Annotated in this window: 23 protein-coding genes and 1 pseudogene; 11 read left to right on the top strand and 13 right to left on the bottom strand. The window is 66.3% G+C overall.

Annotated features, from left to right (window positions below):
- Window positions 1–18: 18 nt before the first annotated feature.
- On the bottom strand, window positions 19–1,494 hold the full coding sequence (locus tag PQB87_RS34820) for a coniferyl aldehyde dehydrogenase (protein ID WP_489244850.1): 1,476 nt from the start codon (window positions 1,492–1,494) through the stop codon (window positions 19–21).
- A 99-nt stretch (window positions 1,495–1,593) separates the two neighbouring features.
- Between PQB87_RS34820 and PQB87_RS34815 the strand changes: the two genes are divergently transcribed.
- Window positions 1,594–2,265: a TetR/AcrR family transcriptional regulator gene (locus PQB87_RS34815; RefSeq protein WP_489245167.1), complete on the top strand. Its 672-nt coding sequence runs from the start codon at window positions 1,594–1,596 to the stop codon at window positions 2,263–2,265.
- 3 nt (window positions 2,266–2,268) lie between these two features.
- Here PQB87_RS34815 and PQB87_RS34810 read toward each other — a convergent pair whose 3' ends face one another.
- The 3 genes from PQB87_RS34810 to PQB87_RS34800 form a co-directional block, all read right to left on the bottom strand.
- The gene (locus PQB87_RS34810) at window positions 2,269–2,778 is read right to left on the bottom strand and encodes a MerR family transcriptional regulator (RefSeq protein WP_489244848.1); all 510 of its coding nucleotides are present in this window, start codon (window positions 2,776–2,778) and stop codon (window positions 2,269–2,271) included.
- Window positions 2,779–2,905: 127 nt separating this feature from the next.
- Window positions 2,906–4,150 carry a saccharopine dehydrogenase family protein gene (locus PQB87_RS34805; RefSeq protein ID WP_489244846.1) on the bottom strand — a complete coding sequence of 415 codons (1,245 nt, stop codon included), beginning with the start codon at window positions 4,148–4,150 and terminating at the stop codon, window positions 2,906–2,908.
- Between the two features lie 57 nt (window positions 4,151–4,207).
- The gene (locus PQB87_RS34800; protein ID WP_175936128.1) at window positions 4,208–5,125 is read right to left on the bottom strand and encodes an acetoacetate decarboxylase family protein; all 918 of its coding nucleotides are present in this window, start codon (window positions 5,123–5,125) and stop codon (window positions 4,208–4,210) included.
- 145 nt (window positions 5,126–5,270) lie between these two features.
- Here PQB87_RS34800 and PQB87_RS34795 point away from each other — a divergent pair.
- A pseudogene (locus PQB87_RS34795) lies at window positions 5,271–5,424 on the top strand (alpha/beta fold hydrolase); the annotation flags it as partial.
- Window positions 5,418–5,723 carry a WCX domain-containing protein gene (locus tag PQB87_RS34790; protein WP_279609153.1) on the top strand — a complete coding sequence of 102 codons (306 nt, stop codon included), beginning with the start codon at window positions 5,418–5,420 and terminating at the stop codon, window positions 5,721–5,723. The pseudogene PQB87_RS34795 and the gene PQB87_RS34790, both read left to right, overlap by 7 nt.
- Before the next feature lie 163 nt (window positions 5,724–5,886).
- Here PQB87_RS34790 and PQB87_RS34785 read toward each other — a convergent pair whose 3' ends face one another.
- The 3 genes from PQB87_RS34785 to PQB87_RS34775 all read right to left on the bottom strand — a co-directional run bounded on the left by PQB87_RS34785 (window position 5,887) and on the right by PQB87_RS34775 (window position 9,626).
- Window positions 5,887–7,008: a DUF2827 domain-containing protein gene (locus PQB87_RS34785; protein WP_175936129.1), complete on the bottom strand. Its 1,122-nt coding sequence runs from the start codon at window positions 7,006–7,008 to the stop codon at window positions 5,887–5,889.
- 534 nt (window positions 7,009–7,542) lie between these two features.
- Complete coding sequence (locus tag PQB87_RS34780) at window positions 7,543–8,187, bottom strand: HD domain-containing protein (protein ID WP_060064206.1); 645 nt, start codon at window positions 8,185–8,187, stop codon at window positions 7,543–7,545.
- Window positions 8,188–8,387: 200 nt separating this feature from the next.
- Window positions 8,388–9,626, bottom strand: coding sequence for an SfnB family sulfur acquisition oxidoreductase (locus PQB87_RS34775; RefSeq protein ID WP_034196241.1), 1,239 nt, complete (start codon window positions 9,624–9,626; stop codon window positions 8,388–8,390).
- Window positions 9,627–9,919: 293 nt separating this feature from the next.
- Here PQB87_RS34775 and PQB87_RS34770 point away from each other — a divergent pair, with 293 nt between their 5' ends.
- Both PQB87_RS34770 and PQB87_RS34765 read left to right on the top strand, forming a co-directional pair.
- A complete protein-coding gene (locus PQB87_RS34770; RefSeq protein ID WP_233345010.1) occupies window positions 9,920–11,179 on the top strand; it encodes an acyl-CoA dehydrogenase family protein in 1,260 nt (419 codons plus the stop codon).
- The gene (locus tag PQB87_RS34765; protein WP_233345009.1) at window positions 11,176–12,579 is read left to right on the top strand and encodes an LLM class flavin-dependent oxidoreductase; all 1,404 of its coding nucleotides are present in this window, start codon (window positions 11,176–11,178) and stop codon (window positions 12,577–12,579) included. Before PQB87_RS34770 ends, PQB87_RS34765 begins: the two co-directional genes overlap by 4 nt.
- 264 nt (window positions 12,580–12,843) lie before the next feature.
- Here the strand turns inward: PQB87_RS34765 and PQB87_RS34760 are convergent, their stop codons facing one another.
- Window positions 12,844–14,271, bottom strand: a complete 1,428-nt coding sequence (locus tag PQB87_RS34760; RefSeq protein WP_027792085.1) for an MFS transporter — start codon at window positions 14,269–14,271, stop codon at window positions 12,844–12,846.
- 347 nt (window positions 14,272–14,618) lie between these two features.
- On the opposite strand from PQB87_RS34760, the gene PQB87_RS34755 reads away from it, so the two are divergent.
- From PQB87_RS34755 to PQB87_RS34745, 3 genes are read left to right on the top strand one after another with little or no spacing between them, the layout of a single operon-like run.
- Window positions 14,619–15,611, top strand: a complete 993-nt coding sequence (locus tag PQB87_RS34755; RefSeq protein ID WP_059682968.1) for an aliphatic sulfonate ABC transporter substrate-binding protein — start codon at window positions 14,619–14,621, stop codon at window positions 15,609–15,611.
- An 11-nt stretch (window positions 15,612–15,622) separates the two neighbouring features.
- Window positions 15,623–16,477 (top strand): ABC transporter permease, encoded by an 855-nt coding sequence (locus tag PQB87_RS34750; RefSeq protein WP_233345007.1) that lies wholly within the window; start codon window positions 15,623–15,625, stop codon window positions 16,475–16,477.
- Window positions 16,474–17,310 carry an ABC transporter ATP-binding protein gene (locus PQB87_RS34745; protein ID WP_060064218.1) on the top strand — a complete coding sequence of 279 codons (837 nt, stop codon included), beginning with the start codon at window positions 16,474–16,476 and terminating at the stop codon, window positions 17,308–17,310. Before PQB87_RS34750 ends, PQB87_RS34745 begins: the two co-directional genes overlap by 4 nt.
- Before the next feature lie 234 nt (window positions 17,311–17,544).
- On the opposite strand, the gene PQB87_RS34740 is transcribed toward PQB87_RS34745, so the two are convergent.
- The 4 genes from PQB87_RS34740 to PQB87_RS34725 all read right to left on the bottom strand — a co-directional run bounded on the left by PQB87_RS34740 (window position 17,545) and on the right by PQB87_RS34725 (window position 21,528).
- Entirely contained in the window at window positions 17,545–18,075 is a 531-nt protein-coding gene (locus PQB87_RS34740; protein WP_021160217.1) for an OsmC family protein, read from the bottom strand.
- A 483-nt stretch (window positions 18,076–18,558) separates the two neighbouring features.
- Window positions 18,559–20,124 carry a methyl-accepting chemotaxis protein gene (locus PQB87_RS34735; RefSeq protein WP_153491326.1) on the bottom strand — a complete coding sequence of 522 codons (1,566 nt, stop codon included), beginning with the start codon at window positions 20,122–20,124 and terminating at the stop codon, window positions 18,559–18,561.
- Window positions 20,125–20,424: 300 nt separating this feature from the next.
- Window positions 20,425–20,835, bottom strand: coding sequence for a VOC family protein (locus tag PQB87_RS34730; RefSeq protein ID WP_233345006.1), 411 nt, complete (start codon window positions 20,833–20,835; stop codon window positions 20,425–20,427).
- 150 nt (window positions 20,836–20,985) lie between these two features.
- Window positions 20,986–21,528, bottom strand: a complete 543-nt coding sequence (locus tag PQB87_RS34725) for a P-loop nucleotide/nucleoside kinase family protein (RefSeq protein WP_153491323.1) — start codon at window positions 21,526–21,528, stop codon at window positions 20,986–20,988.
- Between the two features lie 18 nt (window positions 21,529–21,546).
- On the opposite strand from PQB87_RS34725, the gene PQB87_RS34720 reads away from it, so the two are divergent.
- Window positions 21,547–21,840 carry a hypothetical protein gene (locus PQB87_RS34720; protein ID WP_181523008.1) on the top strand — a complete coding sequence of 98 codons (294 nt, stop codon included), beginning with the start codon at window positions 21,547–21,549 and terminating at the stop codon, window positions 21,838–21,840.
- On the top strand, window positions 21,837–22,745 hold the full coding sequence (locus PQB87_RS34715) for a PDZ domain-containing protein (RefSeq protein ID WP_489244837.1): 909 nt from the start codon (window positions 21,837–21,839) through the stop codon (window positions 22,743–22,745). Before PQB87_RS34720 ends, PQB87_RS34715 begins: the two co-directional genes overlap by 4 nt.
- 65 nt (window positions 22,746–22,810) lie before the next feature.
- On the opposite strand, the gene PQB87_RS34710 is transcribed toward PQB87_RS34715, so the two are convergent.
- Window positions 22,811–23,512, bottom strand: a complete 702-nt coding sequence (locus tag PQB87_RS34710) for a TetR/AcrR family transcriptional regulator (protein WP_489244835.1) — start codon at window positions 23,510–23,512, stop codon at window positions 22,811–22,813.
- 52 nt (window positions 23,513–23,564) lie between these two features.
- Here PQB87_RS34710 and shc point away from each other — a divergent pair, with 52 nt between their 5' ends.
- Window positions 23,565–25,601 (top strand): squalene--hopene cyclase, encoded by a 2,037-nt coding sequence (gene shc, locus PQB87_RS34705; protein WP_489244834.1) that lies wholly within the window; start codon window positions 23,565–23,567, stop codon window positions 25,599–25,601.
- Window positions 25,602–25,654 lie beyond the last annotated feature (53 nt).

Here is a 25,654-nt window from a genome sequence, read left to right as displayed (position 1 = left end):
GGCATCGTGCGGCCGCGTTCAGCGCTTGGCGCTCAATCCCGCGCGCACGCCCACCGGTTCCCGGCTCCGCCCGAGCAGCGCCGCCAGCGAGAGATCCGCGAGCTTGCCGAACGGCGCGCGCAGCAGGCTCGGCAGGTTCCAGCGCCCCTGTACGAACACGCCCTTCGCGTGGCTCATCGCGCGGAATCCCTCGATGCCGTGATACGCGCCCATCCCGCTCGGACCGACGCCGCCGAACGGCAGGTCTTCCTGCGCGACGTGCAGGAGCGTGTTGTTGATGCCGACATTGCCCGACGTGGTGCGCTTGAGCAGCGACTCGCAGTCGCCGTCCTGCGCACCGAAGTAATACAGCACGAGCGGACGCGGACGCGCATTCACGTAGTCGACGACTTCGTCGATCGTGCGATACGTGCGCACCGCCAGGATCGGCCCGAAGATTTCTTCCTGCATGACGGCCGTGTCGTCGCCGGCCCCGACGATCAGCGTGGGCGCGAGCGTCCGCTTGCGGGTCGCCGCCTGCTGCGGGCTCACGCCCGCCTCGATCACGCGCGCGCCCTTGCTGCGTGCTTCGTCGACGAGCCCCTTCAGGCGGTCGTAATGCCGGTCGCTGACGATCGACGTGTAATCCGGGCTCGTCGGCCCGTCCGGATAGAAGCGCGCGACAGCCGCATCGTATTGCGTGACGAACGCGTCCAGGTCGTCTTCATGCACCAGCGCATAGTCGGGCGCCACGCAGGTCTGTCCGCCGTTCGACAGCTTGCCGAACACGATGCTCGACATCGTCCGGCCATCGACATGCCCCCGCGCGACGATCGCCGGGCTCTTGCCGCCGAGTTCGAGCGTCACCGGCACCAGGTTCTCGCTGGCCGCCTTCATGACCTTGCGGCCCACCTGCGTGCTGCCGGTAAACAGCAGATGGTCGAACGGCAGGCCGCTGAAGGCTGCACCGACTTCCGGGCCGCCGAGCACGACCGCGACTTCTTCGCTCGGGAAGGTCTCCGCGAGCATCCGGCGCATCACCTCGCTGATGCGCGGCGTCAGTTCCGACGGCTTGAGCATCGCGCGATTGCCCGCGGCCAGCGCAGTCGCCAGCGGAATGAAGGTGAGCGAGAACGGGTAATTCCACGGCGCCATCACGCCGATCACACCGAGCGGCTGGTACTCCACGTGAGCCTGCCCGGCCCGATAGAAAATCCCGACGTGCCGGCGCTGCGGCTTCGTGAAGCGGCGCAGGTTGCGCGTCAGGTAGTCGATCGCCTGGATCACGCCGACCAGTTCCATGATCGCGGTCTCGTGCCGCGAGCGATTCCCGAAATCGGCGTTGATCGCCTCCTCCACTTCGCGGCGATACGCGAGCACCACGGCGCGCAGCCGCGCGAGCGTGGCCTTGCGCTGCGGCAAGGTCGGCGGCCCCTCGCTGACGAACGCGTTGCGCTGGCGGGCCAGCAGCACCGCCGGGTCGAAGCTCGAGATGGATTCTGCGGAAACGGCCATGGTGCACCTCACGAGGTTGCGTCGATGTAGACACTGTCAACTTGCATGCGGCGGATCATAGGACCACAATGTGTTCCCTGTCAACATAGGAGCAACACGATGTCGTCGGATGAGGATGCGGACGCCGGGCAAAAGGCTTATCACCACGGGGATCTGCGTCGCGCGATCATCGAAACGGCGCTCGACACGCTGCAGGAGCAGCAGGGCTGGCAGTTCACGCTGCGCGAAATCGCGCGGCGCGCGAACGTCAGCCACTCCGCGCCGTACCGGCATTTCCCGGACAAGGCCGCGTTGCTGCACGAGCTCGCACTGATCGGCTTCGATCGCCTGCACGACGAGCTCGCCGCGTCCATCGATCCCGCGGCGAGCGCACCGGACGTGCTGCTGGCGCTCGCGTATGCCCATCTCGCGTTCGGGCAGCGCAACCCGGATCTCTATCGACTGATGTTTGCCGCGGATGCCGGGGAGCCCTCGGACATCCATCTCGATCCGCGCGTGCAGGCGCCTTTCCTGCTGGTCGTCGACATCCTGGAACACGGCCAGCGCGCCGGCACGATCCGCCCGCGCCCGGCGCTCGGCCAGGCAACCGCCTGCTGGGCGCATCTGCATGGCCTGACGATGCTGGCGATCGACCGGCGGCTGGTGCGCGAGAAGGTCGGCGATCACGCGATCGAAGATGCGCTGACAACCTTGCTGGACGGACTCATACTGCCCGCCAGCCCTGCGCGGGCAGCGAAGACGAAAACGAGAACGAAAGCGAAAGGGTCTTGACCTTCAACTTTTCTTAAAGGTTATGGTTTGCCTCGGCAGCGTATCGAGGCCATGGGTATGTGTACTGCCATCCGACAATCCGGCGGCGGCCTCGCCGCCATCCGCCGCATTCCCCGGCGGGACCCGCGACAGCAATCGTTTCGCATGGGTCGCACAATCGACCGACGCCGGTTTCGCCGCGATTTCGGCGATCAGCGACAAGACCTGTCCCTTGCTGCGCGCCAGCCGCGCCTCCAGTGCCTCGATGTCCCGCACCTTGCGGTGCAGCGCCTCCAGCAACGAATCGCACGGCCACTGCGCGAGGCCGGCCGGAATCAGCGTGCGAATCTCGTCGAGGCTGAAATCCGCCTTCTGCGCGGCCGTGATCAGATCGAGCACCGTCACCGCTTCCTGCGGATAGGAGCGGTAGCCGTTCGCTTCGCGCGCGACGAGCGTCAACAGACCGATGCGCTCGTAGAAGCGGATGCGCGAAGGAGTAAGGCCGGTGCGTTCCGCCAGTTCCCCGATCTTCATGTTCCGATACTCCTTCGCCGGATCGCATCCGGCCATCCGTCCCGTCGTGACTGCGGGTTGTCTCCTGAAATTGATTCGTTATCCGATCTTTATTGGCTTCCTGTCGCAGGGCGGACGGCACACACTCTCAAATCACGTCGAAACGCAGCCCCGCATGGCGAACCAGGCGCTCGATGTAGCGCTCGTCGAACATCGTCGCGGGCGTCCAGAAGCCGCCGCCGCGGCCGGTCTTGACGCCGTCTCCGCTGTAATCCAGTGCGAGACCGATCGCGGCCTGGCCGAGCATCTTGCCGGTGGAGCCATAGCCCGGATCGCGGTCGCCGGTGACTTTCACGCGCAAGGTCCGCCCGTCGTCGGCACGACCGAAGAAACGCAAATCGTAACGGCCGGCCAGCTGGGCGGCCGCACTCGGCCCCTCGCCGGGCTTCGGCAGCAGGAAACGCTCCATCAGGCTGCGCACCGGCTTGACGAGGACACCGACCATGAACGCGCCGAGGCCGGCCACCATCGTCAGCGCCGTCAGGCGGCCCTTGAGGCCCGTGCCCGTCATCACCGCTTCGTCATACGTGAAGCGGCTGCCGTACGCGTTGCCGGCCAGCGCATTGGAGCGGTGCACGACACGCTCGTTGATCGCCGCCATCACGAATGGCGCGATCCATGCGTCGAAGTCGCGATCGAACGCCGCGGACCGCACCGCATGCTGGCGTACCGTGAAGCCGTGCCCCTTCGGGCACAGCGAATAAGGATCGAGCAGCTCCCTGCGCAACGCGGGATCGGCGGCCGCTTCGCGGACGACGTTGATCACGCTCGCCACCGTGCCGCCCGACGCACCGCCCTTCAGCGTCCTGACGCGCATCTTCACCTGCGCGGCCGGCACGCCCCACCGCTGCCGCGCCTGCTGCTGCAGGAAGAACACGCCCATGTCCGACGGCACCGAATCGAAGCCGCAGCAATGGACGACGCGCGCGCCGGATTGCCGCGCCGCCGGTTCGTACCTGTCGATCATCCGTTTGATCCACTGCGTCTCGCCGGTGAGGTCGCAGTAGTCGGTGCCGGTTTCCGCGCAGACCCTGACCAGCGGCTCCCCGTAAAGCGCATAGGGGCCGACGGTGGACACGACCACGCGCGTCTGCGCGCAGAGCGCTCGAAGCTGCGCTTCGTCGGCCGCATCGGCGACGATGATCGGTACCGACTGCCCGGCCGCACCCAGCGTATCCCTGACCTGCCTGAGCTTCGCTTCGGAGCGGCCGGCGATGGCCCAGCGCAGCGTCTCGCCGGAGCCCGACAGGTACTCGGACAGGTAGCGGGCCAGGATCTGCCCGACGAAACTGGTGGCGCCAAATACGACGAGATCGTGGGTCGGCCGGGTCATGGGCGGTTCCTCATGGGGGATTCCTTCTGCGCGGGGGTGCCGCGAACGGACGTGGCGTCAGCGTTGCTTTCCGGGTTCATCGAAGGCCTTCAACGGGGTCGGCAGGTTCAGGACCAGTTGCGCGTCCTTCACCACGTCGAGACGCAGGATGGTGGACGCGCCCAGCCCGTCGAGCAGCTGGCTCAACGGACCGCCGTGCCGCACGAGCTCGACGTTGCGCGGCAACAGGCGCTGGGCGAACGATAGCGCATTCGTCTGCACCGATGTCTGGTGCCATTCGCCGTCGATGCGATTGATCATCGTCGTCGAGCCCATGTGCGACTGCGATGCAACGTGGGTCAGTGCCGGCAGCGGCACGCTCAGGCTCAGGTCCGGCCGGCCGCCCGGGCCGGCGATGCGGGCGCGGGCGGTGGCGCCGAGGTCCACGTCGATGTCGGCGAGCCACTTGGGCAACTGATAACCGTGCACGCCGCGCACTCGCGCGATTTCCGTGGTGACCGGCAGCGCCAGCACGTGCGCGAAGAAGCTCCGGCGCCGCATCGAATCGATCAGCTCGCGCGCGTGCGACCCTGTCGCGCCGGGCCGGCGGATGACCACCGCGACGGACACTTCGTCATACGGATCGTTGTCGCACACCGAATACGAGAAGAAGGTCAGCGCGACCAGCCCGTACCCGGGCAACGCACGCAGCGGTTCGAGCGGCACCGGCAGCGTGGTCCGCAGGCGTTCGAGCGGCGCAAGGAACAGCAGCTGGATGCTGCTGGAACGGTAGTAGAAATTCGGCGCCCAGGTCGGGCCGACCCGCGAAGCAACCTGACGCTTCGGAATCCGACGGAAAAAATCGATGCTCCCCGCGGCGGGATCGCGCGCCACCTCGTCGAGGTCGGGATTCATCCGGAACCGGTCGTAGTACCCGCCTTCGGGCACGTCGACCGTGTGCGGCCCGAATTCGACCTGTGTAAACCGCCTGTCCATGTTCGTCGCCTCTCGTCGATGATCGACCGTGGCAGGCAACACCCGAAGCCTGCTGACTCACCGCCGTCAGCAAGCACTCTAGGCTTGAAGTCAACTTTAAGGTCAAGGACCGGAATAGAGGGGCACGTCGGATCGCGTCGGGACGGCCGCCCCGTTCTACGGCTACAACCGCGACAGCGCCAAACCGTCGCAAGGCGTCATCCGGAACGGGTGGCGGCAGGGCATGATGGGCAGCGCGAAGACCCACTACGACGGCATCGTCGCGTTCTCGCAGACCGACTTCACCGAAGACCTGAACACCTCATGTCATGTATTCGAGCTAACGTGCGCTCATGAAAGCAAGCCGCCTGTTGTCGATCATGATGATGCTGCAAGCGCGCGGATCAAGACCGCGCCGGTCTTGCAGCATGCGGGCAGCGCGGAGGTACCACCGGGATGGAAGGAGTGTCTGTTGCCGATCGAATCGATCGAGCACGGCGCGCGGACACTGCTGGGGTACGGCGCACACGTGAAAATCCTGGGGCCGCAGGCGCTCAAGGATCAGTTCATCGACGCGCTATCGCAGGTGAAAGCGCTTTATCAGGCGGGGGGCGATTGAAGCCTGGGCTTCGATCGCAGGGCTGCCGTTGCGCGATGCTCTTCCACGCTGCGGGCTCGCAAAAAATGCCCACGACGGTTCATGCGAATCAATTCACCTGCCCCCCCACTTTCCGCCCAGCCGCCTGACCCGATGCACGCCGGTTCGCGGAACACTACCTGTTTCACTCGAACAGGCCGACAAGCAGTTTGTCGTACATTTCAATCTGCTTCGGATTTGAAGACAAAAACCGACCGATTATTTCCCGTTGCCGCGCTCGATAACCCTGCCAATCCTCATCGTGAGAATCAATTGCGTGCAAGAGTTGCCGAGAACCTTCTTCCGCATCGTTTTTAGAATAGAAGTAGCCCAGCTCGGAGCAGAGTGAGGCGTTATGAACCAGCGCGTAGCCGTTCCAGCAAACATCGAAATAGAAGTAATTCAGGGAAAGCCCCGATTGATGGGATATTACAATATCGGTGAACTCGGAAAGAAACTGAGGCGTGTTGTAGTAGCCGACAAAGCTTATCTTCGAATCCCGAACAAGATCGAGGTGATGCGCGATGCCAATGAATTCCGGGCTGCCATTTGCCAGGTGCTCCGTGTTCGTCGCGTGTACATAGGATATCTTTGCGCCACACTTCCGATAGCCCAATTCCGCGATCAAAAGCGGATAGAGGCAAAACTTGGTAACGTCGATATTCGGCTCCATGATGGATAGCCGTTTTTCCTGCCCGGTCGGGCGATACTCTCCGCGATGCGGAAGAGTAGCCGATCGTTCTTCAATGCATATCGGATCCCAAACGAACGGTACCTCACGAACAGGCTGACGTCGCAATACGCTGAAAAAGCTTGCGCTGGTATCGACGACTTGCGGGATGATCCACACCTGATCATAACGTTGGTTGATGAATACCGTTTCCGCATGCCGCCTGCCGAAAATCATGGCTTGCATCATGTGTACGTATTCCGGGCCGCAACAGTAGCTCACAACTTTTGTGCCGCGCGCCTGCAGATACGCGGTTTGCTGTGCATCGATTTGCCCGCCGAGTTCGATCAAAACATCGAGCGAATCCTTGGCGTCGTCGAAGGAACACACCGGGAACCGCTTGATATCCCACGGAAGATCCGACGTGACCCTGACGTTCGTCGTGTTGACGAGCGTCACCCGATGATTGAGCGGCGAGTGCTGGAAGAGTTTCATCAGATACAAGGCGTTCTGCTTGATGCCGTTGACCCAGAGACTCTCTCCCGCGTGGTGAAGGCCTATTGTGATGCCGATATTGAGCGATCTTGCCGAACTCATGGATAGTGCTCCGTTGCGCGTATCTCGGACCGAATAAGATGATGGCGTTGTATTTATTTTTTACTGTAAATCACGGTGGAAATCCATGGCTCTCGCTGAAGCCACGATTCAGCACCAGCGGACGCTCAACTGCATTCGGCTTCCCTTCGGATTCCGCTGGCGCACGCACGCCCACGCAAGCCCCTGTCAAATTCCAATGTGACCGGGCATCCGGTGCCCAGCCTGCAAAAACGTATCGCGTGCTTCTCCGATTTTTTTATGAGAACACGATCTCTGCATTTCGCAATGCAACACGTTCAAGAGGCAATTTCCCTTTGTTTAAATCGATCAGCCGGCGAACCAGGCCCGCCGCCAATTATTGCTGAATGTAGCTGGAGATCATTGAGACAGCCGCAGATCAATCGACATATGACAAAATTTAACAGTCCAGCTTTCAGGCAGAAAGGATGGATGGAGGAAATCGTCCGCACAATGAAATGAAGTCGTCATTCCCGAGTCGGACCGACTGCTCATCCGAAGGCTTCGTCGACGAAATCAGATCTCGTCTGCAAACTCGTCGAGAAACCGCTGCAACCGGTCGCGACGAACGATCGCCATCCGGGTACCGGTGGCGGTCTGGAAACCGGTTGAAAGCCTCAGCAGTTTCGTGCGGAAGTGATCGATCGCGAAACGCGTGTCGTCGAGTTCCCGTTCCGATGCGTGCGGATCGGCCGGGTCGTACAGCGCGCTGCCCATCCGGCCCGCGACATAAAAGCACCGCGCGACGCCTACCATCCCGATCGCATCGAGCCGGTCGGCGTCCTGCAACACCTTTGCTTCGCGCGTCATCGGCGCGACACCGGCCGAGAAACTGTGCGCCTCGACCGCGTGAGCAACGGCGTCGACCTTCGCGTCAGGCCAATCCAGCGACTTCAGCACCTGCCGGGCCTTTTGCGCCGACAGCCGCGATGCCTGCGCGCGAAGCGGAGAATCTTTCTCGACCGCCACGCAGTCGTGCAGCAATGTCGCGGCGAACAGCACCTCGGCATCGCCGCCCTCCTTCGCGTGGATCGCGGCCGCGTTCTTCCACACGCGTTGCAGATGCGAAGTGTCGTGGGAACCGTCGCCGTCGGCGCCGCTCCAGTGAGCCAGCAGGGCCTTGGCCAGATCCTGAAAGGGTGCGAACGCAGGGAGGGTCATGAGGGGCGGCAGTCGAGGTCGGGATGCCGATTATCGCCGCAAGTGCCGCACGGCACACGGTCGACAGCCCGATCCGCCGTTGATCCCGGCGCCTGCGCGTCGAACGCAGTGCCGGGTTCGCCACACGATCGTGTGGATGCATCAGACCGCGGCGGCTCACTCGGTCATCGCCGGGCGAAACAGCCACGATCGCAACGGATTCAATTCCACGCATGGCGTGCCGGGCGCACGCCGTTCAGATAGTAGTTGCCGACGAGGTGATATTTCCAGCGCACCGGATCGTGCAGCGTATGCGTGCGTGCATTGCGCCAGTGCCGGTCGAGGTTGTGCTCGGAAAGCGTCGCCTGCGTGCCGGCCAGCTCGAACAGCTTCTCGCCCGCGAGCAGCGCGATCTCCGTCGTCAGCACCTTCGCCTCGCCCACCGCTACCGACGCGCGCGCAACGTCGTCCTCGGTCACGTCGCCGCGCGCCGCGATCTCGTCGAGCGTGCGCGCCGCGCGCTCGAGCAACGCCTCCGCCGCATGCAGCTGAATGTGCAGATGGCCGATCTCGCGAATCGTCAACGGATCGTCCGCCGCGCGCTCGACGCCGCTGTCGACCCACGGCCGCGTGCGTGTGCGCACGAATGCCAGCGTATCGTCGAGCGCGGCCCTGGCGATGCCCGCATCGATCGCGGCCTGGATGATCTGCGACAGCGGGCCGTTCAGCGTCGGCAGGTCCGACACGCGTTGCGCCGGCAGCACGTGCGACGCAGGCACGCGCACGTTGTCGAGCACGACCGTGCCGCTCGCGGTGGTCCGCTGCCCGAATCCCGACCAGTCGTCGATCACGGTCAGCCCCGGCGCCGGCTGGCGGATGTATGCGAGCCACGCGCGGCGCTCGTCGTCGAGGCCGAGCACCGGCACGTAATGCGCGAACAGCGCCCCGGTCGAATAGAACTTGGTGCCGTCGACGACGTAATCGTCGCCGTCCCGGCGCACGCGCGTCTTCAGGTCGAGCACGTGTTTCGTGCCCTTCTCCGAAAAACCGTTGCCGAACCGCTTGCCGCTCAGCACTTCCGAGAAGAAAAGGCGCTTCTGCGCGTCGGTGCCGGTCAGCGCGATCACGTCGACCAGCCCGAAATGATTCTGCGGCAACTGCCCGAGCGACGGATCGGCCGCCGCGACGATCTTCACCACCTCCGTCAGCGTCACATGCGAGACGCCCGCACCGCCATAAGCCTTCGGCACCGTGATGGCCCACAGCCCCGACTGCGAGAACCATTCGATCTCGTCGCGCGGTAACCGGCGCTCGCGGTCGCGCTCGGCCGCGCCTTGCGCAAGGCGTTGCGCAAGCGCATGCGCGGCCGCGATGGCCTGTGCGTCGTCGGCGATCACGCTGGCCGCCTGCGGTTGCGTATCGGCCGGTCGTTCCTGGATCGTGGCGCTCGTCTCTGACATCGGGCTCTCCTGCTGGTTGACGGAAACGTTCAATCTAGCAGCGCCCCGAGCGCCGGCAAACCGAGCGATTCGCACAACGATATTCCTTCGAACGACAAACGATGCGGCACGCCGCGCGCAAGAAACCGCGCGTCAGCAGCGACATCGACGCCCCGGCATCGATGCCACGGCGCGTCGCCCGCGTAATGCCCGGCAGCGATAAGGATGTACGAATCCGTTATTGGATCGTCCGCATCGTGCTTCCTATACTGGCCTGCCGGCATCGACGGCCCCCGCCTTTCAAGGACCACCGCATGACTTCATCTCCCGCCGCAACCGAACTTTCCACCGGCACCGACTATGACGCGCTTGCCAGCCGCTTCAGGCCGATCTTCGAACGCATCGCGGCCGGCACCGCGGAACGCGAACGCCGCCGCGAACTGCCGCACGAGGCGATCGGCTGGCTGAAGGCCGCCGGCTTCGGCGCCGTCCGGCTGCCGGTGCGCGACGGCGGCGCCGGCGCATCGCTGCCGCAGCTGTTCCAGTTGCTGACCGAGCTCGCCGCCGCCGATTCCAATCTGCCGCAGGCCTTGCGCGGGCACTTCGCGTTCGTCGAGGACTGGCTGAACGCGCCGCCCGGCGCCGATCGACAGACGTGGTTCGACCGCTTCGCGAGCGGCCAGCTCGTCGGCAATGCGTGGACCGAGACCGGCGACGTGTCGCTCGGCCAGACCATCACGAAGGTGTCGGAAAAGAACGGCCGGCTCGTGCTGAACGGCCGGAAGTTCTACAGCACCGGCAGCCTGTTTGCCGACTGGATCGACGTGTTCGCGCAACGCGCGAGCGACGGCAGCGACGTGATCGTCGCCGTCGCGACCGCGCAACCCGGCGTGATCCGCGAAGACGACTGGGACGGCTTCGGCCAGACGACGACCGGCAGCGGCACCACGCGCTTCGAGGATGCGACGGTCGACGCACGGGACGTGATCGACTTCGCGCGACGCTTCAAGTACCAGACCGCGTTCTACCAGCTCTTCCACATCGCGACGCTGGCCGGCATCGGCCACGCGATCGTGCGCGACGCCGGCGAGCTGGTGCGCCACCGCACCCGCGTGTACAGCCACGGCAACGCACCGCGTGCCGGCGACGACGCGCAGCTGCAGCAGGTGGTCGGCGAGATCGCGTCGTGGGCCTACGCGGCCGACGCGCTCGCGCAGCGCGCCGCGCAGCCGCTGCAACGGGCCTACGAAGCGCACTTCGGCGGCGACGCGACGGCCGAGCACGACGCGAACGTCGCGGCCGAGATCGAATCCGCGCAGAGCCAGCTCGTCGTGTCGGAACTCGTGCTGCGTGCGGCGACGCACCTGTTCGACGCGCTCGGGGCGTCCGCCACCCGCAGCACGACGGCGCTCGACCGCCACTGGCGCAACGCGCGCACCGTGTCGTCGCACAATCCGCTCGTCTACAAGGCGCGGATCGTCGGCGACTGGGTCATCAACGGGCGCACGCCGCCGTTCGTCTGGCAGGTCGGCAACGGCGCGGGCACGCAAGCAGAGACGGGAGCCGCGCAATGAGCAAGACCGGCAAGACCATCCGCTTCAACGCGTTCGAGATGAACTGCGTCGGCCACCAGTCGCCCGGGCTGTGGGCCCATCCGCGCGACCGGTCGTGGCAGTACAAGGATCTCGACTACTGGACCGACCTCGCCCGCGTGCTCGAGCGCGGAATCTTCGACGCGATCTTCATCGCGGACGTGATCGGCTACTACGACGTCTACAAGGGCAGCAACTACCACGCGCTGCACCAGGCCGCGCAGATCCCGGTCAACGATCCGCTGCAGCTTGCCGCGCCGATCGCGATGGCGACCGAGCATCTCGGCATCGGCATCACCGCGTCGACGACGTTCGAACACCCGTACACGTTCGCGCGCCGGCTGTCGACCGCCGATCATCACACGAAGGGCCGGCTCGCGTGGAACATCGTCACGTCCTACCTCGAAAGCGGCGCGAAGAACATCGGCGATCACGGACTGCGCACGCACGACGATCGTTATGCGGTCGCGGCCGAATACGTCGAGGTGCTGTACAAGCTGTTCGAAGGGAGCTGGGAAGACGGCGCGGTAGTGCGCGACCGCGACGGCCGCGTGTTCACGCATCCGGAAAAGGTGCACGAGATCGGCCACAAGGGCCGCTTCTTCGACGTGCCCGGCTACCACCTGTGCGAACCGTCGCCGCAACGCACGCCGGTGCTGTTCCAGGCCGGCGCGTCCGGCCCCGGCAAGGCGTTCGCCGCGCAGCATGCCGAATGCGTGTTCGTCGCCGCGCCGACCCGCGCGCAGCTCGCGCGCTACGTGGCCGACGTGCGCGTGCAGGCCACCGCCGCGGGGCGCGATGCGAGCAAGGTATTGATCTACAACCTCGTCACCGTGATCGTCGACGAAACCGACGAGAAGGCGCAGGCCAAGTTCGACGAATATCGCAAGTACGTGTCGTACGACGGCTCGCTGGTATTCATGTCCGGCTGGACCGGCATCGACTTCGGCCAGTACGCGCCGAACGATCCCGTCCGGCGCGTCGAGACGAATGCGATCGTGTCGGCGGTCGAGCACCTGTCGGGCGGCGACACCGCCTGGACGATCGAGGAACTGGCGGCCTGGGGCGGCATCGGCGGCCTGGGCCCGGTGTTCGTCGGCTCGGCGGCGACGGTCGCGGACATCCTGCAGGAATGGGTCGCCGCCACGGACGTGGACGGCTTCAACCTCGCGTATGCGGTCGCGCACGAAACCTTCGAGGACGTCGTGCGTCATCTCGTACCCGAACTGCAGCGGCGCGGTGTGTATCCGACCGGCTATGCGCCGGGCACGCTGCGCGAGAAACTGTTCGGCGGGTCGGCGCGGCTGCCGGACGAACATCCGGCCGCGCAGTTCCGCGACATCGAGCAGGTCAAGCGCGATGCCGAGCGGGTAGCCGCCTGAGCGGACGGCATTGCGGCGGCTGGTCGGCCCATGTGCGGGCCGGCCGGCTTCACGACAGGCAGCAACCGGTGCGGCGGGCCGCTCGCCCGACACCTCGCCCGATCGCTGCGCTCCCCCTCACTCGAAGAAGCCCGGCGCAGCCCCGCTGCGTGTTCTGCCTGCGCACTCGCGCATCGAGATGCAGTGTAGAAATCGCGGTAACGACGACGCGCGCACTGATGAAAGCGCGCGCGTTTCCCAGCCGACGAACGATCCCGACCGCCTTCACTCTGCGCCGTCGTCGTCGATGTCCCGCGCCGTCGGCTCATAACGCACGATCAGCAGGAACACGATCGGCGTCGCGGCGCTGATCGCGACGACCCAGAACATGTCCGTGCCGAGACGCGCCTGCAGGATCGGCAGCACGAACAGCGCCAGCGCCTGGCCGATGCCGCACAGCGACCGCCCGAAGCCGACACCGGTACCGCGGATCGACGCCGGATACGACAGCGTCGGATAGATCATCATCTGCGCGCCGGGCCCGAAACCTTCGGCGAACAGCCAGGTGCCGAGCATCAGCAGCACGAAGCCGATCGCGAGTGCGCCATGCGGATGCCCGGCCAGCGCGAGCGCCACGAGCGCGACGAACTGGAGCGCGAAACCGGCGATCGCGACATGGCGCGACGCATGGCGATGGGCCAGGCGCATGCCCAGCAAACCGCCCGTAAACGCGAACAGCACGTTCAGCGCCAGCGACGCCGCGATCGTTTCGAACACGCCCGCACCGAGAAACTGCGACAGGATCGACGGCAGGAAGAATGCGATCGCCGTGTATTCGAACGGGATACACAGGTTCATCACGCTGGCGACGATCGTGCGCCCCAGGTACGGGCGCTGGAACAGCACGCGAATGCGCACGGGCGGCTGGCTCGGCGCGCGTCGCGCGTCCTCCGCCTCGTGTGCGTGAATCCCGTACGACTCGCGCAGGATCCTCGCGGCATTGGCCAGGTCGCCCTGGTTCGCGGCCCACAGCGGCGATTCGTTCATGAAGCGGTTCCTGAACAGGATGATGACGAGGGCCGGCACCGCGCCGAAGATCAGCGATGCGCGCCAAAGCCATCCCGCGTGCTCGGCCGGCAGCAGGAAATACAGCCCGAAGATCAGCAGGAAGCACGCCGACGACGCCACGTACCACATCGGGCACCACGCGGCGAGCCGCGACGCCTTGTTGCCGCGACCGTTGAACTTCGAGAATTCCGCGAGAAACGCCATCGCGACGGGCAGGTCGATGCCGACACCGAGCCCCATCACGAAGCGCGCGGCGATCAGCACCCATACATTGGGCGCAAGACCGGCCGCGATCGCCGCGACCACGAAAAACAGCATGTCGGCCATGAACACCTGATAACGGCCGATCCTGTCGGTCAGCCATCCGCCGATCAGGCTGCCGAAGATCGTCCCGATCATGATCGCCGACCCGACCAGCCCGGTCAGCGCGGGTGTCAGGCCGAACTCGCGTGCCACGTCGTCGATCCCGTAGGACAGCGTCGTCAGGTCGTATGCATCGAGAAAGACGCCGCCGAGCGCCAGCAGCACGATCATCCGGGCGTGGCTGACGGAGCTGTCCACCGTGTTGATCAGGCGCGCGACGTCGCTTGCCGAGCGAATGGGGGAGGAAGCCGGGGAGACGGCATTCAGGTCGATCGAACTCATCGCACTCCTTTGTTTTTCGCCGACGGGCCGGCGATGTCCGCATGAAGCCGGAAGTCGTGCGTGTTCAATCGCGACCGGCAACGACCCTTCGCAACTGCACGCCTCTCGACACGCGACGCCGTCGAGCTCCGGCAGCAGGCATTCTGTTCTCCCGATCCGGTTCTCCCAAGCGATATAAACCGATAAATTAATCGACCCGCGTCATAAAGTTGCCCGCCGCCCGCGCTTAGCAGCAACGCGCATGTTCAATCGCGGATTTCTTCGTTACCGAAACCCCGCGGCTTCGCTACATTAGCCGGTCACCCTGCCCGTCCCCGGCTCGTTGCCGTTCTTCCGGAGAATCCCCGATGAAGCTGTCCTGGTCCCGCGCATGGCAATCCGCGGCCCTCGTCGTTGCCGCGTTCGCCGGCCTCGTCTCGGTGCACGCACGCGCGGCGACGCCCGCGGAAATCCGCGTCGACTACGCGTACTACTCGCCGGAGAGCCTGGTGATCCGCCACTTCGGCTGGCTCGAGGACGAATTCAAGGCCGACCGCACGTCGATTCGCTGGGTGCTGAGCCTGGGCAGCAATCGCGCACTCGAATACCTGAACAGCGGTGCGGTCGACTTCGGTTCCGCCGCGGGTCTCGCGTCGGTGCTCGCACGCGCGAACGGCAATCCGATCCATACCGTCTACGTGTTCTCGCGCCCCGAGTGGACCGCGCTCGTGGTCCGCAAGGATTCGCCGATCCGCTCGCTCGCGGACCTGAAGGGCAAGAAAATCGCCGCGACGCGCGGCACCGATCCGTTCCTGTTCACGCTGCGCGCACTGCATACGGTCGGCCTGACCCGCGACGACGTCGAGATCGTCAACCTGCAGCATCCCGACGGGCGCACCGCGCTCGCGAACGGCCAGGTCGACGCGTGGGCCGGCCTCGATCCGCACATGGCCGCGGCGCAGCTCGACGACGGCGCCCGCCTGCTCTACCGCAATGTCGCGTTCAACACCTACGGTTTCCTGAACGTCCGCGATGCCTTCGCCAGCCAGTACCCGCAAGCGGTCACGCGCGTACTGAAGGTCTACGATCGCGCGCGCCAGTGGATCGTCGCGCATCCGGCCGACACCGCGCAGATCGTCGCCGACGAATCGAAGGTGTCGCTGCCGGTGGCGAAACTGCAGCTTCAGCGCAACGACTTCAGCGACCCCGTACCCGGCGAAACGCAGCGCGCGGCACTGAAGGCGGCCGCGCCGGTGCTGACGGCCGAGCAGTTGACCAAGCCCGGCGTCGATCCCGCGAAGATCGTCGATACGCTGATCGATCCGGCGTTCGCACGCCCGCTCGTCGCCGCTTCGCACTGAGCCTGCCGCCCATGACGAACAGCGCCGCCCGCGACGACACGCTCGCGCCTCGCCGCCCCGCGTCGCCCCGCGCCGGCCGGCGCGATCCGCTTCGCCGGTGGCGGCTCGCGGGCCTCGCGCTGCCGTTCGCGATGCTCGCGTTGCTGGAGGTCGTCGTGCGCCAGGGCTGGCTGCCGGACCATCTCGTTCCGGCGCCAAGCGAGATTCTCGCCACGCTCGCCGGCATGGGCATCACGCGCGTGGCGCGCCACGTCGGCGCGAGTACGCTGCGGGTCGCGGCCGGTTTCGCGGCCGGCGCCGTACTCGCGCTCGCCGTCGGCGCGGCGATGGGCCTGAGCCGACGGATCGACGCGCTGCTCGAACCGACGTTCCAGGCGCTGCGCGCGATTCCGTCGCTCGCGTGGGTGCCGGTGCTGTTGCTGTGGCTCGGCATCGATGAAGCACCGAAGATCACGCTGATCGCCATCGGCGCATTCTTCCCCGTCCACCTCGCGGTGGTCGCCGGCATTCGCGACGTCGACCGCAAGCTCGTCGAGCTTGGCGCCGTGTACCGGCTCGGCCCGCTCGCGCTGTTCCGGCGAATCCTGCTGCCGGCCGCGCTGCCGCAGATCGTCACCGGCCTGCGTACCGGCCTCAGCCTCGCGTGGATGTTCATGGTCGCCGCGGAGCTGATCGCGGCCACGCGCGGCCTCGGCTTCCTGCTGAGCGACGGCCGCGAGACCGGGCGGCCCGATCTCGTGTTCGGTGCGATCCTGCTGCTGGCGTTGCTCGGCAAGCTGACCGACGGCGCGATGGCGCGCATCGAGTCGCACTGGCTCGGCTGGCGCGACGCATTCGATCACGCGAAACGCAAGGCGTCGACATGAGCACGCGCGCTTCCGCACATACGGCAGCAGACGCGGCAACACCGCTGCTCGACCTGCGCATCACCCGCAAGCTTTACGGCGGCCGCACGATCCTCGCCGACGTCCCGCTGCAGGTCACGCGCGGCGAGATCGTCTGCGTGGTCGGCCCGAGCGGATGCGGCAAGAGCACGCTGCTGCGGATCGTCGCCGGCCTCGACACGGATTTCCGCGGCAGCGTGAAGCTGGGAGGCGTCGCGCTCGACGGCCCCTCCCCGCGCGTCGGCGTGATCTTCCAGGAGCCGCGACTGCTGCCGTGGTTATCGATCGCGGACAACGTCGGCTTTGCGGCCGGCCCGCGAGGCGGGCGCGCGCCGGCCGTCGCCCGGCTGCTCGACGAAGTCGGCCTTGCCGGCGTCGCCCGGCAACTGCCGGCCACGTTGTCGGGCGGGATGGCCCAGCGCGCCGCGATCGCGCGCGGGCTGTTCGGCGAACCGGACCTGCTGCTGCTCGACGAACCGTTCAGCGCGGTCGACGCGATGACCCGGATGCGGTTGCAGACGCTGCTGCTCGATGTCGTCGCGCGGCACCGGATGGCCGCGATCGTCGTCACGCACGATCTCGACGAAGCGCTGTACCTGGGCGATCGCGTGCTGATGCTCGCGCCCGACCCGGGCCGCATCGACGACGAGATCCATGTCGAAGCCGCACGACCGCGCGACCGCCGCGACCCGTCGCTGGCCGTGCTGCGCGCGCGGCTGCTGGACGCGTTCCAGCATCTTCAGGATCGTGCCGGCGGGGCGAAGCGTTTGACGCACGACAACCCGGGTGGGGAATCCGGCATTCGCGCGGGTTGATTTCGGGCTGATTCCGGGTTGATTCATCGCCGATTCGTCGCCGGCATCTCCCGACCCCGATCCGGCACACGTTCAACGCCTGGGCGACGCATCCGGAGTGTCACGCGCATGCGGCGAGAATCATCGTCGTATCGGCGCCCCAACAGGGTGCGCGGGAGATCGAGCGTGCCCGCTCACGTCGCGGCCCCATGCAGTGCCGCGACGCGCCGGTGCACCGACGCACATCAACCGTGCTCAGCCGTGCGTATGCCGCAATTCGCCGTCGATCGTCTGCGGCAGCGTCAACAGGTTGAAGATCGGGCACACGGCCTCGACCGCCTGATGCAGTGCACGAATCGTCTCCGGCGGTTCGGGCGACACGATATCGAGCGTGTAGCGGAGGTTGTGCGGAAACACCGGCACATGCTCGAAGCCCGGCTGCTGCGCGAGCGGATGCTGGTCGCCGGTCACCTCGACCTCGATCGAGTCGATCTTCAGGCCGCGCTCCGCGGCCTGGATCAGCGTGATGTGCGTCAGGCAACTGCCCAGCACGCCGAGCTGCAGCTCCGGCGACGCCGGCCCGAGGTTGTAGCCCGCAAAATCGGGCGGACTGTCGCTGATCACCTGGAAGTCGCGAATGCGGATCTCGCGCACGCCGCTGCGGCCCAGTGCACGCACGGTCGCTTTCAGCGGCGTCGCCTTGAATTCCGGATCGTTGCGCGCGGCATCCTTTTTCGCGAGCCAGGCGTCGCGCTTCTGTTCGAGATAGTCGTTCAGTGTGGTCATGGTCGGGCCGGTACGGTCGCAATCATCGGCCTCGCATGCGACGGCCGGTTGAGGGAAGTCGTCATGCTATTCCGATCCGCTTCGGCCACTAAACGATCTTTCCAGCAAAGCAATTCGCGCCGCGCGATGTCACATTGCAACCTCCGCGTTCAGGGACGCGTCGGCAGTTATGCACCGCCCTCCGACTTATCCACAATTTCCGTGCATAACCCTGTGGAGAACCTGGCGGCAATCGCGCGGCCGCCCTTGCCGACAGGCGTCGCCGCGCCGCCGTCGCCGCATCGCGGGCACTGAACGCGAACAACTGCGCATCGGGTTCGACGCTCGCCCGGATCCGGTTCCTCATCGTGCCGGCGCATCGGTTGCGTCAATATCGGCAGTCAGGATGTCCGCACCAGAAGTGTGCTGCTTCGACGACGTCCGCACCGTGTCGTGCCGCGAGCGCGGCCCGACGATCCGGTACCCGCCGCCCGCCTCGAGGCATCACGCGAGCGCGTCGTCACGCAGACGGAACTGCGCGACCGCCGCGCTCAGCCGCGCGCCTTGTTCGTCGAGCGACAGCGCCGCGGCCGCGGCCTCCTCGACCAGCGCGGCATTGCGCTGCATCGCCTGCTCCATCTGGATGACCGCGGCGTTCACCTGCTCGATGCCCGACGATTGCTCTTCGAACGCGTGGCTGGTGTCGCTCATGATCGTATTGACGCGCTCGACCGCGGCGACGAGCTCGGCCATCGCCGAGCCGGCCAGTGCGACGAGACCGCTGCCGTCCTCGACGCGCTGCGCGGAATGGCCGATCAGCTCGCGGATTTCCTTCGCAGCCGACGCGCAGCGCTGCGCGAGCCCGCGCACCTCGGTCGCGACGACCGCGAAGCCGCGCCCTTGCTCGCCCGCGCGCGCGGCTTCGACGGCAGCGTTCAATGCGAGGATGTTGGTCTGGAACGCGATGCTCTCGATCACGCCGACGATCCCGGAGATCTTCGCGGAACTGTGCGAAATCGCCGACATCGTCTCGACGACGCGCCGCATCGCGTCGCCGCCGCGCGACGCGATGCCCGCCGCGCCCTCGACATAGGTGCGGGCATCGCGCGCGTTGTCCGCGTTCTGGCGCACGGCCGCCGTCAGTTGCTCGACGCTCGCCGCCGCCTGCTGCAGCGACACGGCCTGCTGCTCGGTACGCGCCGACAAGTCGACGTTGCCGCTCGCGATCGTGCGCACGTCGCCGACGATCGTCTCCGTACTCGTGCGCACCTGGTTCACGGTGTCGACGAGGCCGTCCTGCATCCGCTTCAGCGCATGCAGCAGATACGCCATCTCGTTCTCGCCGGGCACGACGACCGTGCCGGTCAGGTCGCCCTTCGAGATCTTTTCGAACTGGCCGACCGCGAGCCTGATCGGCTCGATGATCGCCTTCGCGAGCACGCGCTGCGCCACGAAGCCGACGACGAGCGCGAGCACCGCGACCGCGACCATCCCCCACACGATCCGGTGGAACAGGACACCGGCCGCCTCGTAGCGCGCCTTTTCACGCGCAACCTGGAACGATTCGAGCGCATCGATCGCCTCCTGGTACGCGGTGAACAGGGCGGGCGGCGCGGTGCGTTGCGTGTCGAGGAAGCCGAACGCATCGTCGCCGTCGAGTTGCGCGAGCGCCTTCAGGAACACGCCGTCGAGCAGGGCCCGACGGCGATTCTGCAGCGTGTCGAACAGCGCCTGTTCGTCGGCGTTGCGCGCGTGCAGGCGCGCGTAGGCCTCCAGTTCGTCGTTGCTCTGCTTGAGGAGCGCGTGGACTTTCGCGACCTCTTCCTTCGCCGACCGGCCGGCGCTGATGACCTGCGCGACGTCGCTCATCCGTTCGCGCAGCACGAGCATGCGCTCGGAGCTGGTCTTCAGGTGCAGCAGCGACGCGGTGTCGTCGCGGTACATCGCCTCGAGCGAACCGTTGCCCATATAGAGGGCCGCGATGCATGCGCCGACCACCAGCACGAGCAGCACGGTATAACCCGCGATGGTCGCGACGAGGCCACCACGGATAGTGAGTTGTTTTCGCATGACGTTCCCTTGCGCCGGCCGGGCGCGGCCAGCGGCGGATGTGGATTCCGGATCACGAAAGACGCGCGCCGTGTCGCAACACGCGGCGCATGGGCTGCGAACGGGTTAACGGCGGGTGGAACGGGGAGGTTTTATCCGCACGCGACGCGAATCTTGACGATTGCGACAAAGGAAGCAGAAAGATGCGCTCGACTCGTGCGCCAAGCAGTACCAACGATTGCGTGGGTCACTTTCCGCGAGCGTCGGGCGGAACACGAGGAACACGAGGCACGCGAATCGCTCGACGCGCCCGACAGGTATCTAACCACCGTCGGCCAGCCGTGAACGGATCTCGTCGACCGAGAGGTCGCGCTGATGCGTGGCGATCTGCCATGTATTTCCCCAGCGGTCTTTCACCATAGCCCGCCTGTCGCCATACGGCATGTCGGCCGGCGCTTCGAGCGGGACCGCGTGTGCCGCGAGCGCCCGCCGATAGGTCAGGTCGGTATCCTCGACATAGACATACAGAAACGCGGGCATCGGATCGCGCAGGCCGTCTTCGCCGCTGATCATCACGACGGAATCGCCGATCCGGATTTCCGCGGGCAACCCGGGTCGGAACGCGCCCTGGGCGTGAAACACCGATCGCATGAATTCGATCAGGTGTTCCGGATCCGGCACCACGATGCGGGGCGTGACGGTATGCCATCCGTCGGGCTGGAATCGGGCCATGTCGGGCAGCCTCCGAAGGGATTTCCGGGGGGTATTCTCCTCCGGCTCCGGCGCGCTGCAAAGGGCACGCCGCCGCCGGCCGGAACGCGTTTGGTTCAATCGACGATGAGCGGTTTCGCGCCGTCCCGGCGGACGATCGACGGGCCTCCCTTACGAACCCGGCCTGACGATGCCGGCTTCGTCATAAGCGACGATGTTCAACCCTTCCGTCGCCGTCGGCGCGACGAAGTACCGCGTCATCCTGTCGAACTCGGCGTCCGATGCCCGGAACGGATGATCGCCTCGCGCGTTGCGCGCGCGCAGCCGCGCCTTGCAAACGGCATCGCTGACGTCGAGGTAATGCAGCCGATGACCGCAGCCGGCGGCCTGCGAAACGGCGAGCCCCCATGCGCGCGCGGCGACGGTATTGAACGGCACATCCAGCACCACCGATACGCCGGCCTGCAGCACCGCGCGGGCCTGATCCGCGATCACGTTGCCGACGCGCCGTGCACACCGGACGTAGTCGTCGATCGACAGGATCTCGCCCGGATAAAGATGCGCGAGCCACGCGTCTTCGCTGATCGCAACGACCGGCCCGGCGCTCGCGAGCCGCGCGACGAGCGTCGATTTTCCGGAAGCGATCTTGCCGCATACCATGTGGAGCAACACGGCATCGTCCGATGCCGTCGCGTGAAGTGACTTCGTCTGCATTTCCAGGTTCTCCGTCGAATGCCCGGAAAGCAAAAACCCGCCTTCCAGGCGGGTTGTGACGATATCCATTCAGTCGATCGCTACTCCGCCGGCAATATTGCGGCGCAAATAATCGAACGGATCGGCGAATGGGTCATGCGCGTCAGAATAACCAGCGGCCCGATTGCGGGCAAGCGAATTGGAAGCGGCATACTTCAACCCGCAGGCTTGAAACTGATACCCTTGCCGGAAAACAGATATGGAATTCCGTGGCGGCTCCGTGCCACCTCCATTCAGATAACAGAAAACCAAAAAGAGGGCATTCCGAAATGAAACGTGGTTTTGTATTTGCCGGCCTGCTGGCAATGTCGTTATTCGCCGCGCAGGCGGCACGGGCGCAGGAAAAGGCCGCGCCGCCTGTTTATACGTGGCTGTCCGAGCGTTTTCCGGATTACACCCGCTACGATTCCCCGGTATTGACCGTCAGCGATTCGGGTTTATCGGCCGACCAGGGCATCGTCGACGCGCAATTGACGCTCGTCCAGTCTCCGCAAGGCGTCGATTCGGTACTGGGGCTGGCCGTCGCGTTCCATACGACGCAGAAGTGGAATTTCAATACCGTGCGCGATTACGGGACATACGGCACCCACTACCGGCAGCCGAAGATCCCGGTCGTGATTCCGACGCTGAACGGCGGCGGCTACGCCGACACCCCATACTGGAACACGTCAGCCGATGGCGCCAAGGCCTGGCCCGTCAACGGCGGCGTCTTCGTCATGCTGGACCGCCTCTACTTGAAGACCTACGAGATCAGCGGGACCGACCTCGTGCTCAGCCTCTCGGACTACGACGCGACCGACAAGGTCTTCAGGATCCGGATTCCGGCCGCGCACCTGTCGCGCTTTCTCGCCGGCATTCCGAACGACCGCCGTCTGGTGCCGGAGGAACTGAAGGGCCGTCCGATGGGCTTCGGCGTGCATTTTGTCGAGCTGGACGAAGGGATACAGGAGGGGATGAAAGTCCCCAGCAGCGCGATGCAGATCCTCGGTGTGCTGCCCGGCACCGTCGCCGATCGCGCCGGCCTGAAGAACTACGATGTGCTGATCCGGTTCGGCGATCGCCCGCTCAAGACGATGGCCGATCTGGCCGACGCCGTGCATGCGACCGCCAAGGGCACCGTGGTGCCGCTGACCGTCTGGCGCGATGCCAGGGCGGTCACGCTGCAGGCGCAATTCTGAGCGCGCCGCCGGGCCGGCGCGCGAACGCGGCCTGACGCCGCGGCGCATGCGTCACGCGTCACGCGTCACGCGGCCCCGTCGCGCCCCTTCGGAAACTCGCCACGGCTCATCGCGTCGAGTTGCCGCTCGATCTCCGCGCGCAATTCGGCGGAGATCTCGACGCTGTCGAGCAACTGCGAAATCCATAGCCCGTCGGCGGCGAGCCGGCAGATCATCAGCGTCGCGGCCTGCTCGAGCGGCACCGGGTCGGGGCGCGTCCATTCCCGCATCGGCACCGACCATCGTTCGCGCGTGTCCTGGTCGGTAATCATCGACGCGACGAGCACGCGCAGCACATCGGTACTCGCGACCGGCTGCGACTCGTCGAGCACCGCGTGCATGTAGGCCCGCGCCGCCGCACCGGCGCCGCCGGCATCCGCCGCCACCCGCTCGGCCATCTGCGCGGCGAACCGCCCGGTCGCCTGACCGAACAGCGCATCCAGCAGCCCCTGCTTGTTCGCGAAGTGATACTGCAACGCGCCCTTCGTCACGCCGGCGCGCTCGGCCACCGCATCGAGCGTCAATGCGGCCACGCCGTGATGTGTCGCGATTTCCGATGCGGCCGCCAGCAGCTGCGCGCGCACCTGGTCCGGTGCTTTTTTCCGACGCACGCCGACGGCGGCGACGGCCGGCACCGACGATGCTTCAGGCGCCCGCGCACCGGCCACGGCGGCCGGTTCGACAGGCTCGGCCACATCGTGCGGCGCGGGTTCGAGGTGCTTTTTCATGATGCGGATGTTAGCACCGGGCGTCTCGATATAAACATTCCGGCTGGATGGTATGATCCGCCGCATGACTCAATCCACCCCCTCCCCCTGGTCCGCGCTCGACACCGCCATCGCCCGTGGACGCGACGCCCTCGTGCGTCTCCAGCAGCCCGACGGCAGCTGGTGTTTCGAACTCGAATCCGACGCGACGATCACCGCGGAATACATCCTGATGATGCATTTCATGGACAAGATCGACGACCTCCGCCAGAAGCGGATGGCGCGCTACCTGCGCGCGAACCAGCGGCTCGACACGCACGGCGGCTGGGCACTGTACGTCGACGGCGATCCGGACGTGTCGTGCAGCGTGAAGGCGTACTTCGCGCTGAAGGCGGCCGGCGACAGCGAGCACGCGCCGCACATGGTCCGCGCGCGCGACGCGATCCTGAAGCTCGGCGGCGCGGCACGCTCGAACGTGTTTACGCGCATCCTGCTCGCGACGTTCGGCCAGGTGCCGTGGCGCGCGGCGCCGTTCATGCCGATCGAATTCGTGCTGTTCCCGAAGTGGGTGCCGATCTCGATGTACAAGGTCGCGTACTGGGCGCGCACGACGATGGTGCCGCTGCTCGTGCTGTGCTCGCTGAAGGCGCGCGCCCACAATCCGCGCAACGTCTCGATCCGCGAGCTGTTCGTCACGCCGCCGGATGAAGAACGCCGGTACTTCCCGCCCGCGCGCGGCATGCGCAAGCTGTTCCTCGCGCTCGACCGCACGGTGCGTCATGTCGAGCCGCTGATGCCGAAGGGCCTGCGGCAGCGCGCGATCCGCCACGCCGAAGCGTGGTGCGCGGAGCGCATGAACGGCGAGGACGGGCTCGGCGGGATCTTCCCGCCGATCGTGTACAGCTACCAGATGATGCAGGCGCTCGGCTACCCGGACGATCATCCGCTGCGGCGCGATTGCGAGAACGCGCTGGAAAAGCTGCTGGTCACGCGGCCGGACGGCAGCATGTATTGCCAGCCGTGCCTGTCGCCGGTGTGGGATACCGCGTGGAGCACGATGGCGCTCGAGCAGGCGCGCGGCGTGGCGGTGCCGGAAGACGGCGAGCCGGACGACGCGCGGCGCGCACTCGACGCACGCATCGCGCGCGCGTACGACTGGCTGGCCGAACGCCAGGTGAACGACCTGCGCGGCGACTGGATCGAGAACGCGCCGGCCGACGTCCAGCCGGGCGGATGGGCGTTCCAGTACGCGAACCCGTACTACCCCGACATCGACGACACCGCGGTCGTCACCGCGATGCTCGATCGCCGCGGCCGCACGCATCGCAACGCGGACGGCACGAATCCGTATGCGCCGCGCGTCGCGCGCGCGCTCGACTGGATGCGCGGGCTGCAATCGCGCAACGGCGGCTTCGCGGCGTTCGACGCCGACTGCGACCGCATGTACCTGAACGCGATCCCGTTCGCCGATCACGGCGCCCTGCTCGATCCGCCGACCGAGGACGTGTCGGGCCGCGTGCTGCTGTGCTTCGGCGTGACGAAACGCGCGGACGAACGCGCGTCGCTCGCGCGCTGCATCGAATACGTGAAGCGCACGCAGCAGCCCGACGGCAGCTGGTGGGGCCGCTGGGGCACGAACTACATCTACGGTACGTGGAGCGTGCTGGCCGGCCTCGCGCTCGCCGGCGAGGACAAGTCGCAGCCGTATATCGCACGCGCGATCGCATGGCTGCGTTCACGGCAGCATGCGGATGGCGGCTGGGGCGAGACGAACGACAGCTATATCGACCCGAAGCTGGGCGGCACCAATGGCGGCGAGAGCACGTCGAACTTCACCGCATGGGCGCTGCTCGCGCAGATGGCGTTCGGCGACTGCGAATCCGATTCGGTGAAGCGCGGCATCGCGTATCTGCAGTCGGTGCAGCAGGAAGACGGTTTCTGGTGGCATCGTTCGCACAACGCACCCGGCTTCCCGCGCATCTTCTACCTGAAGTATCACGGCTATACCGCGTACTTCCCGCTGTGGGCACTCGCGCGTTATCGGCGGCTGGCGGGCGCGGCGGCGGCAGCGCCCGCGACAGTCGATGCGGCCGACACGGCCGTCGCCTGAACGATCGCGCGCCGCGGTGCCGGACGGCACCCGGCGCGCTTGCTGTCGCTGTC

It is taken from the genome of Burkholderia sp. KL41 (assembly GCF_057005415.2).
The sequence above is the reverse complement of the archived record's forward strand: the minus strand, read 5'-3'. Positions and strand labels throughout refer to the sequence as shown.

What these genes read in the sequence shown, in the direction of transcription:
- PQB87_RS34720 (WP_181523008.1), top strand. Translation starts at nt 21,547, where the DNA reads ATGCCCGGAAAGCAAAAACCCGCCTTCCAGGCGGGTTGTGACGATATC.
- PQB87_RS34765 (WP_233345009.1), top strand. Translation starts at nt 11,176, where the DNA reads ATGAGCAAGACCGGCAAGACCATCCGCTTCAACGCGTTCGAGATGAAC.
- PQB87_RS34770 (WP_233345010.1), top strand. Translation starts at nt 9,920, where the DNA reads ATGACTTCATCTCCCGCCGCAACCGAACTTTCCACCGGCACCGACTAT.
- PQB87_RS34755 (WP_059682968.1), top strand. Translation starts at nt 14,619, where the DNA reads ATGAAGCTGTCCTGGTCCCGCGCATGGCAATCCGCGGCCCTCGTCGTT.
- PQB87_RS34750 (WP_233345007.1), top strand. Translation starts at nt 15,623, where the DNA reads ATGACGAACAGCGCCGCCCGCGACGACACGCTCGCGCCTCGCCGCCCC.
- PQB87_RS34760 (WP_027792085.1), bottom strand. Translation starts at nt 14,271, where the DNA reads ATGAGTTCGATCGACCTGAATGCCGTCTCCCCGGCTTCCTCCCCCATT.
- PQB87_RS34735 (WP_153491326.1), bottom strand. Translation starts at nt 20,124, where the DNA reads ATGCGAAAACAACTCACTATCCGTGGTGGCCTCGTCGCGACCATCGCG.
- shc (WP_489244834.1), top strand. Translation starts at nt 23,565, where the DNA reads ATGATCCGCCGCATGACTCAATCCACCCCCTCCCCCTGGTCCGCGCTC.
- PQB87_RS34810 (WP_489244848.1), bottom strand. Translation starts at nt 2,778, where the DNA reads ATGAAGATCGGGGAACTGGCGGAACGCACCGGCCTTACTCCTTCGCGC.
- PQB87_RS34715 (WP_489244837.1), top strand. Translation starts at nt 21,837, where the DNA reads ATGAAACGTGGTTTTGTATTTGCCGGCCTGCTGGCAATGTCGTTATTC.
- PQB87_RS34780 (WP_060064206.1), bottom strand. Translation starts at nt 8,187, where the DNA reads ATGACCCTCCCTGCGTTCGCACCCTTTCAGGATCTGGCCAAGGCCCTG.
- PQB87_RS34785 (WP_175936129.1), bottom strand. Translation starts at nt 7,008, where the DNA reads ATGAGTTCGGCAAGATCGCTCAATATCGGCATCACAATAGGCCTTCAC.
- PQB87_RS34725 (WP_153491323.1), bottom strand. Translation starts at nt 21,528, where the DNA reads ATGCAGACGAAGTCACTTCACGCGACGGCATCGGACGATGCCGTGTTG.
- PQB87_RS34730 (WP_233345006.1), bottom strand. Translation starts at nt 20,835, where the DNA reads ATGGCCCGATTCCAGCCCGACGGATGGCATACCGTCACGCCCCGCATC.
- PQB87_RS34800 (WP_175936128.1), bottom strand. Translation starts at nt 5,125, where the DNA reads ATGGACAGGCGGTTTACACAGGTCGAATTCGGGCCGCACACGGTCGAC.
- PQB87_RS34820 (WP_489244850.1), bottom strand. Translation starts at nt 1,494, where the DNA reads ATGGCCGTTTCCGCAGAATCCATCTCGAGCTTCGACCCGGCGGTGCTG.
- PQB87_RS34805 (WP_489244846.1), bottom strand. Translation starts at nt 4,150, where the DNA reads ATGACCCGGCCGACCCACGATCTCGTCGTATTTGGCGCCACCAGTTTC.
- PQB87_RS34710 (WP_489244835.1), bottom strand. Translation starts at nt 23,512, where the DNA reads ATGAAAAAGCACCTCGAACCCGCGCCGCACGATGTGGCCGAGCCTGTC.
- PQB87_RS34775 (WP_034196241.1), bottom strand. Translation starts at nt 9,626, where the DNA reads ATGTCAGAGACGAGCGCCACGATCCAGGAACGACCGGCCGATACGCAA.
- PQB87_RS34740 (WP_021160217.1), bottom strand. Translation starts at nt 18,075, where the DNA reads ATGACCACACTGAACGACTATCTCGAACAGAAGCGCGACGCCTGGCTC.
- PQB87_RS34745 (WP_060064218.1), top strand. Translation starts at nt 16,474, where the DNA reads ATGAGCACGCGCGCTTCCGCACATACGGCAGCAGACGCGGCAACACCG.
- PQB87_RS34815 (WP_489245167.1), top strand. Translation starts at nt 1,594, where the DNA reads ATGTCGTCGGATGAGGATGCGGACGCCGGGCAAAAGGCTTATCACCAC.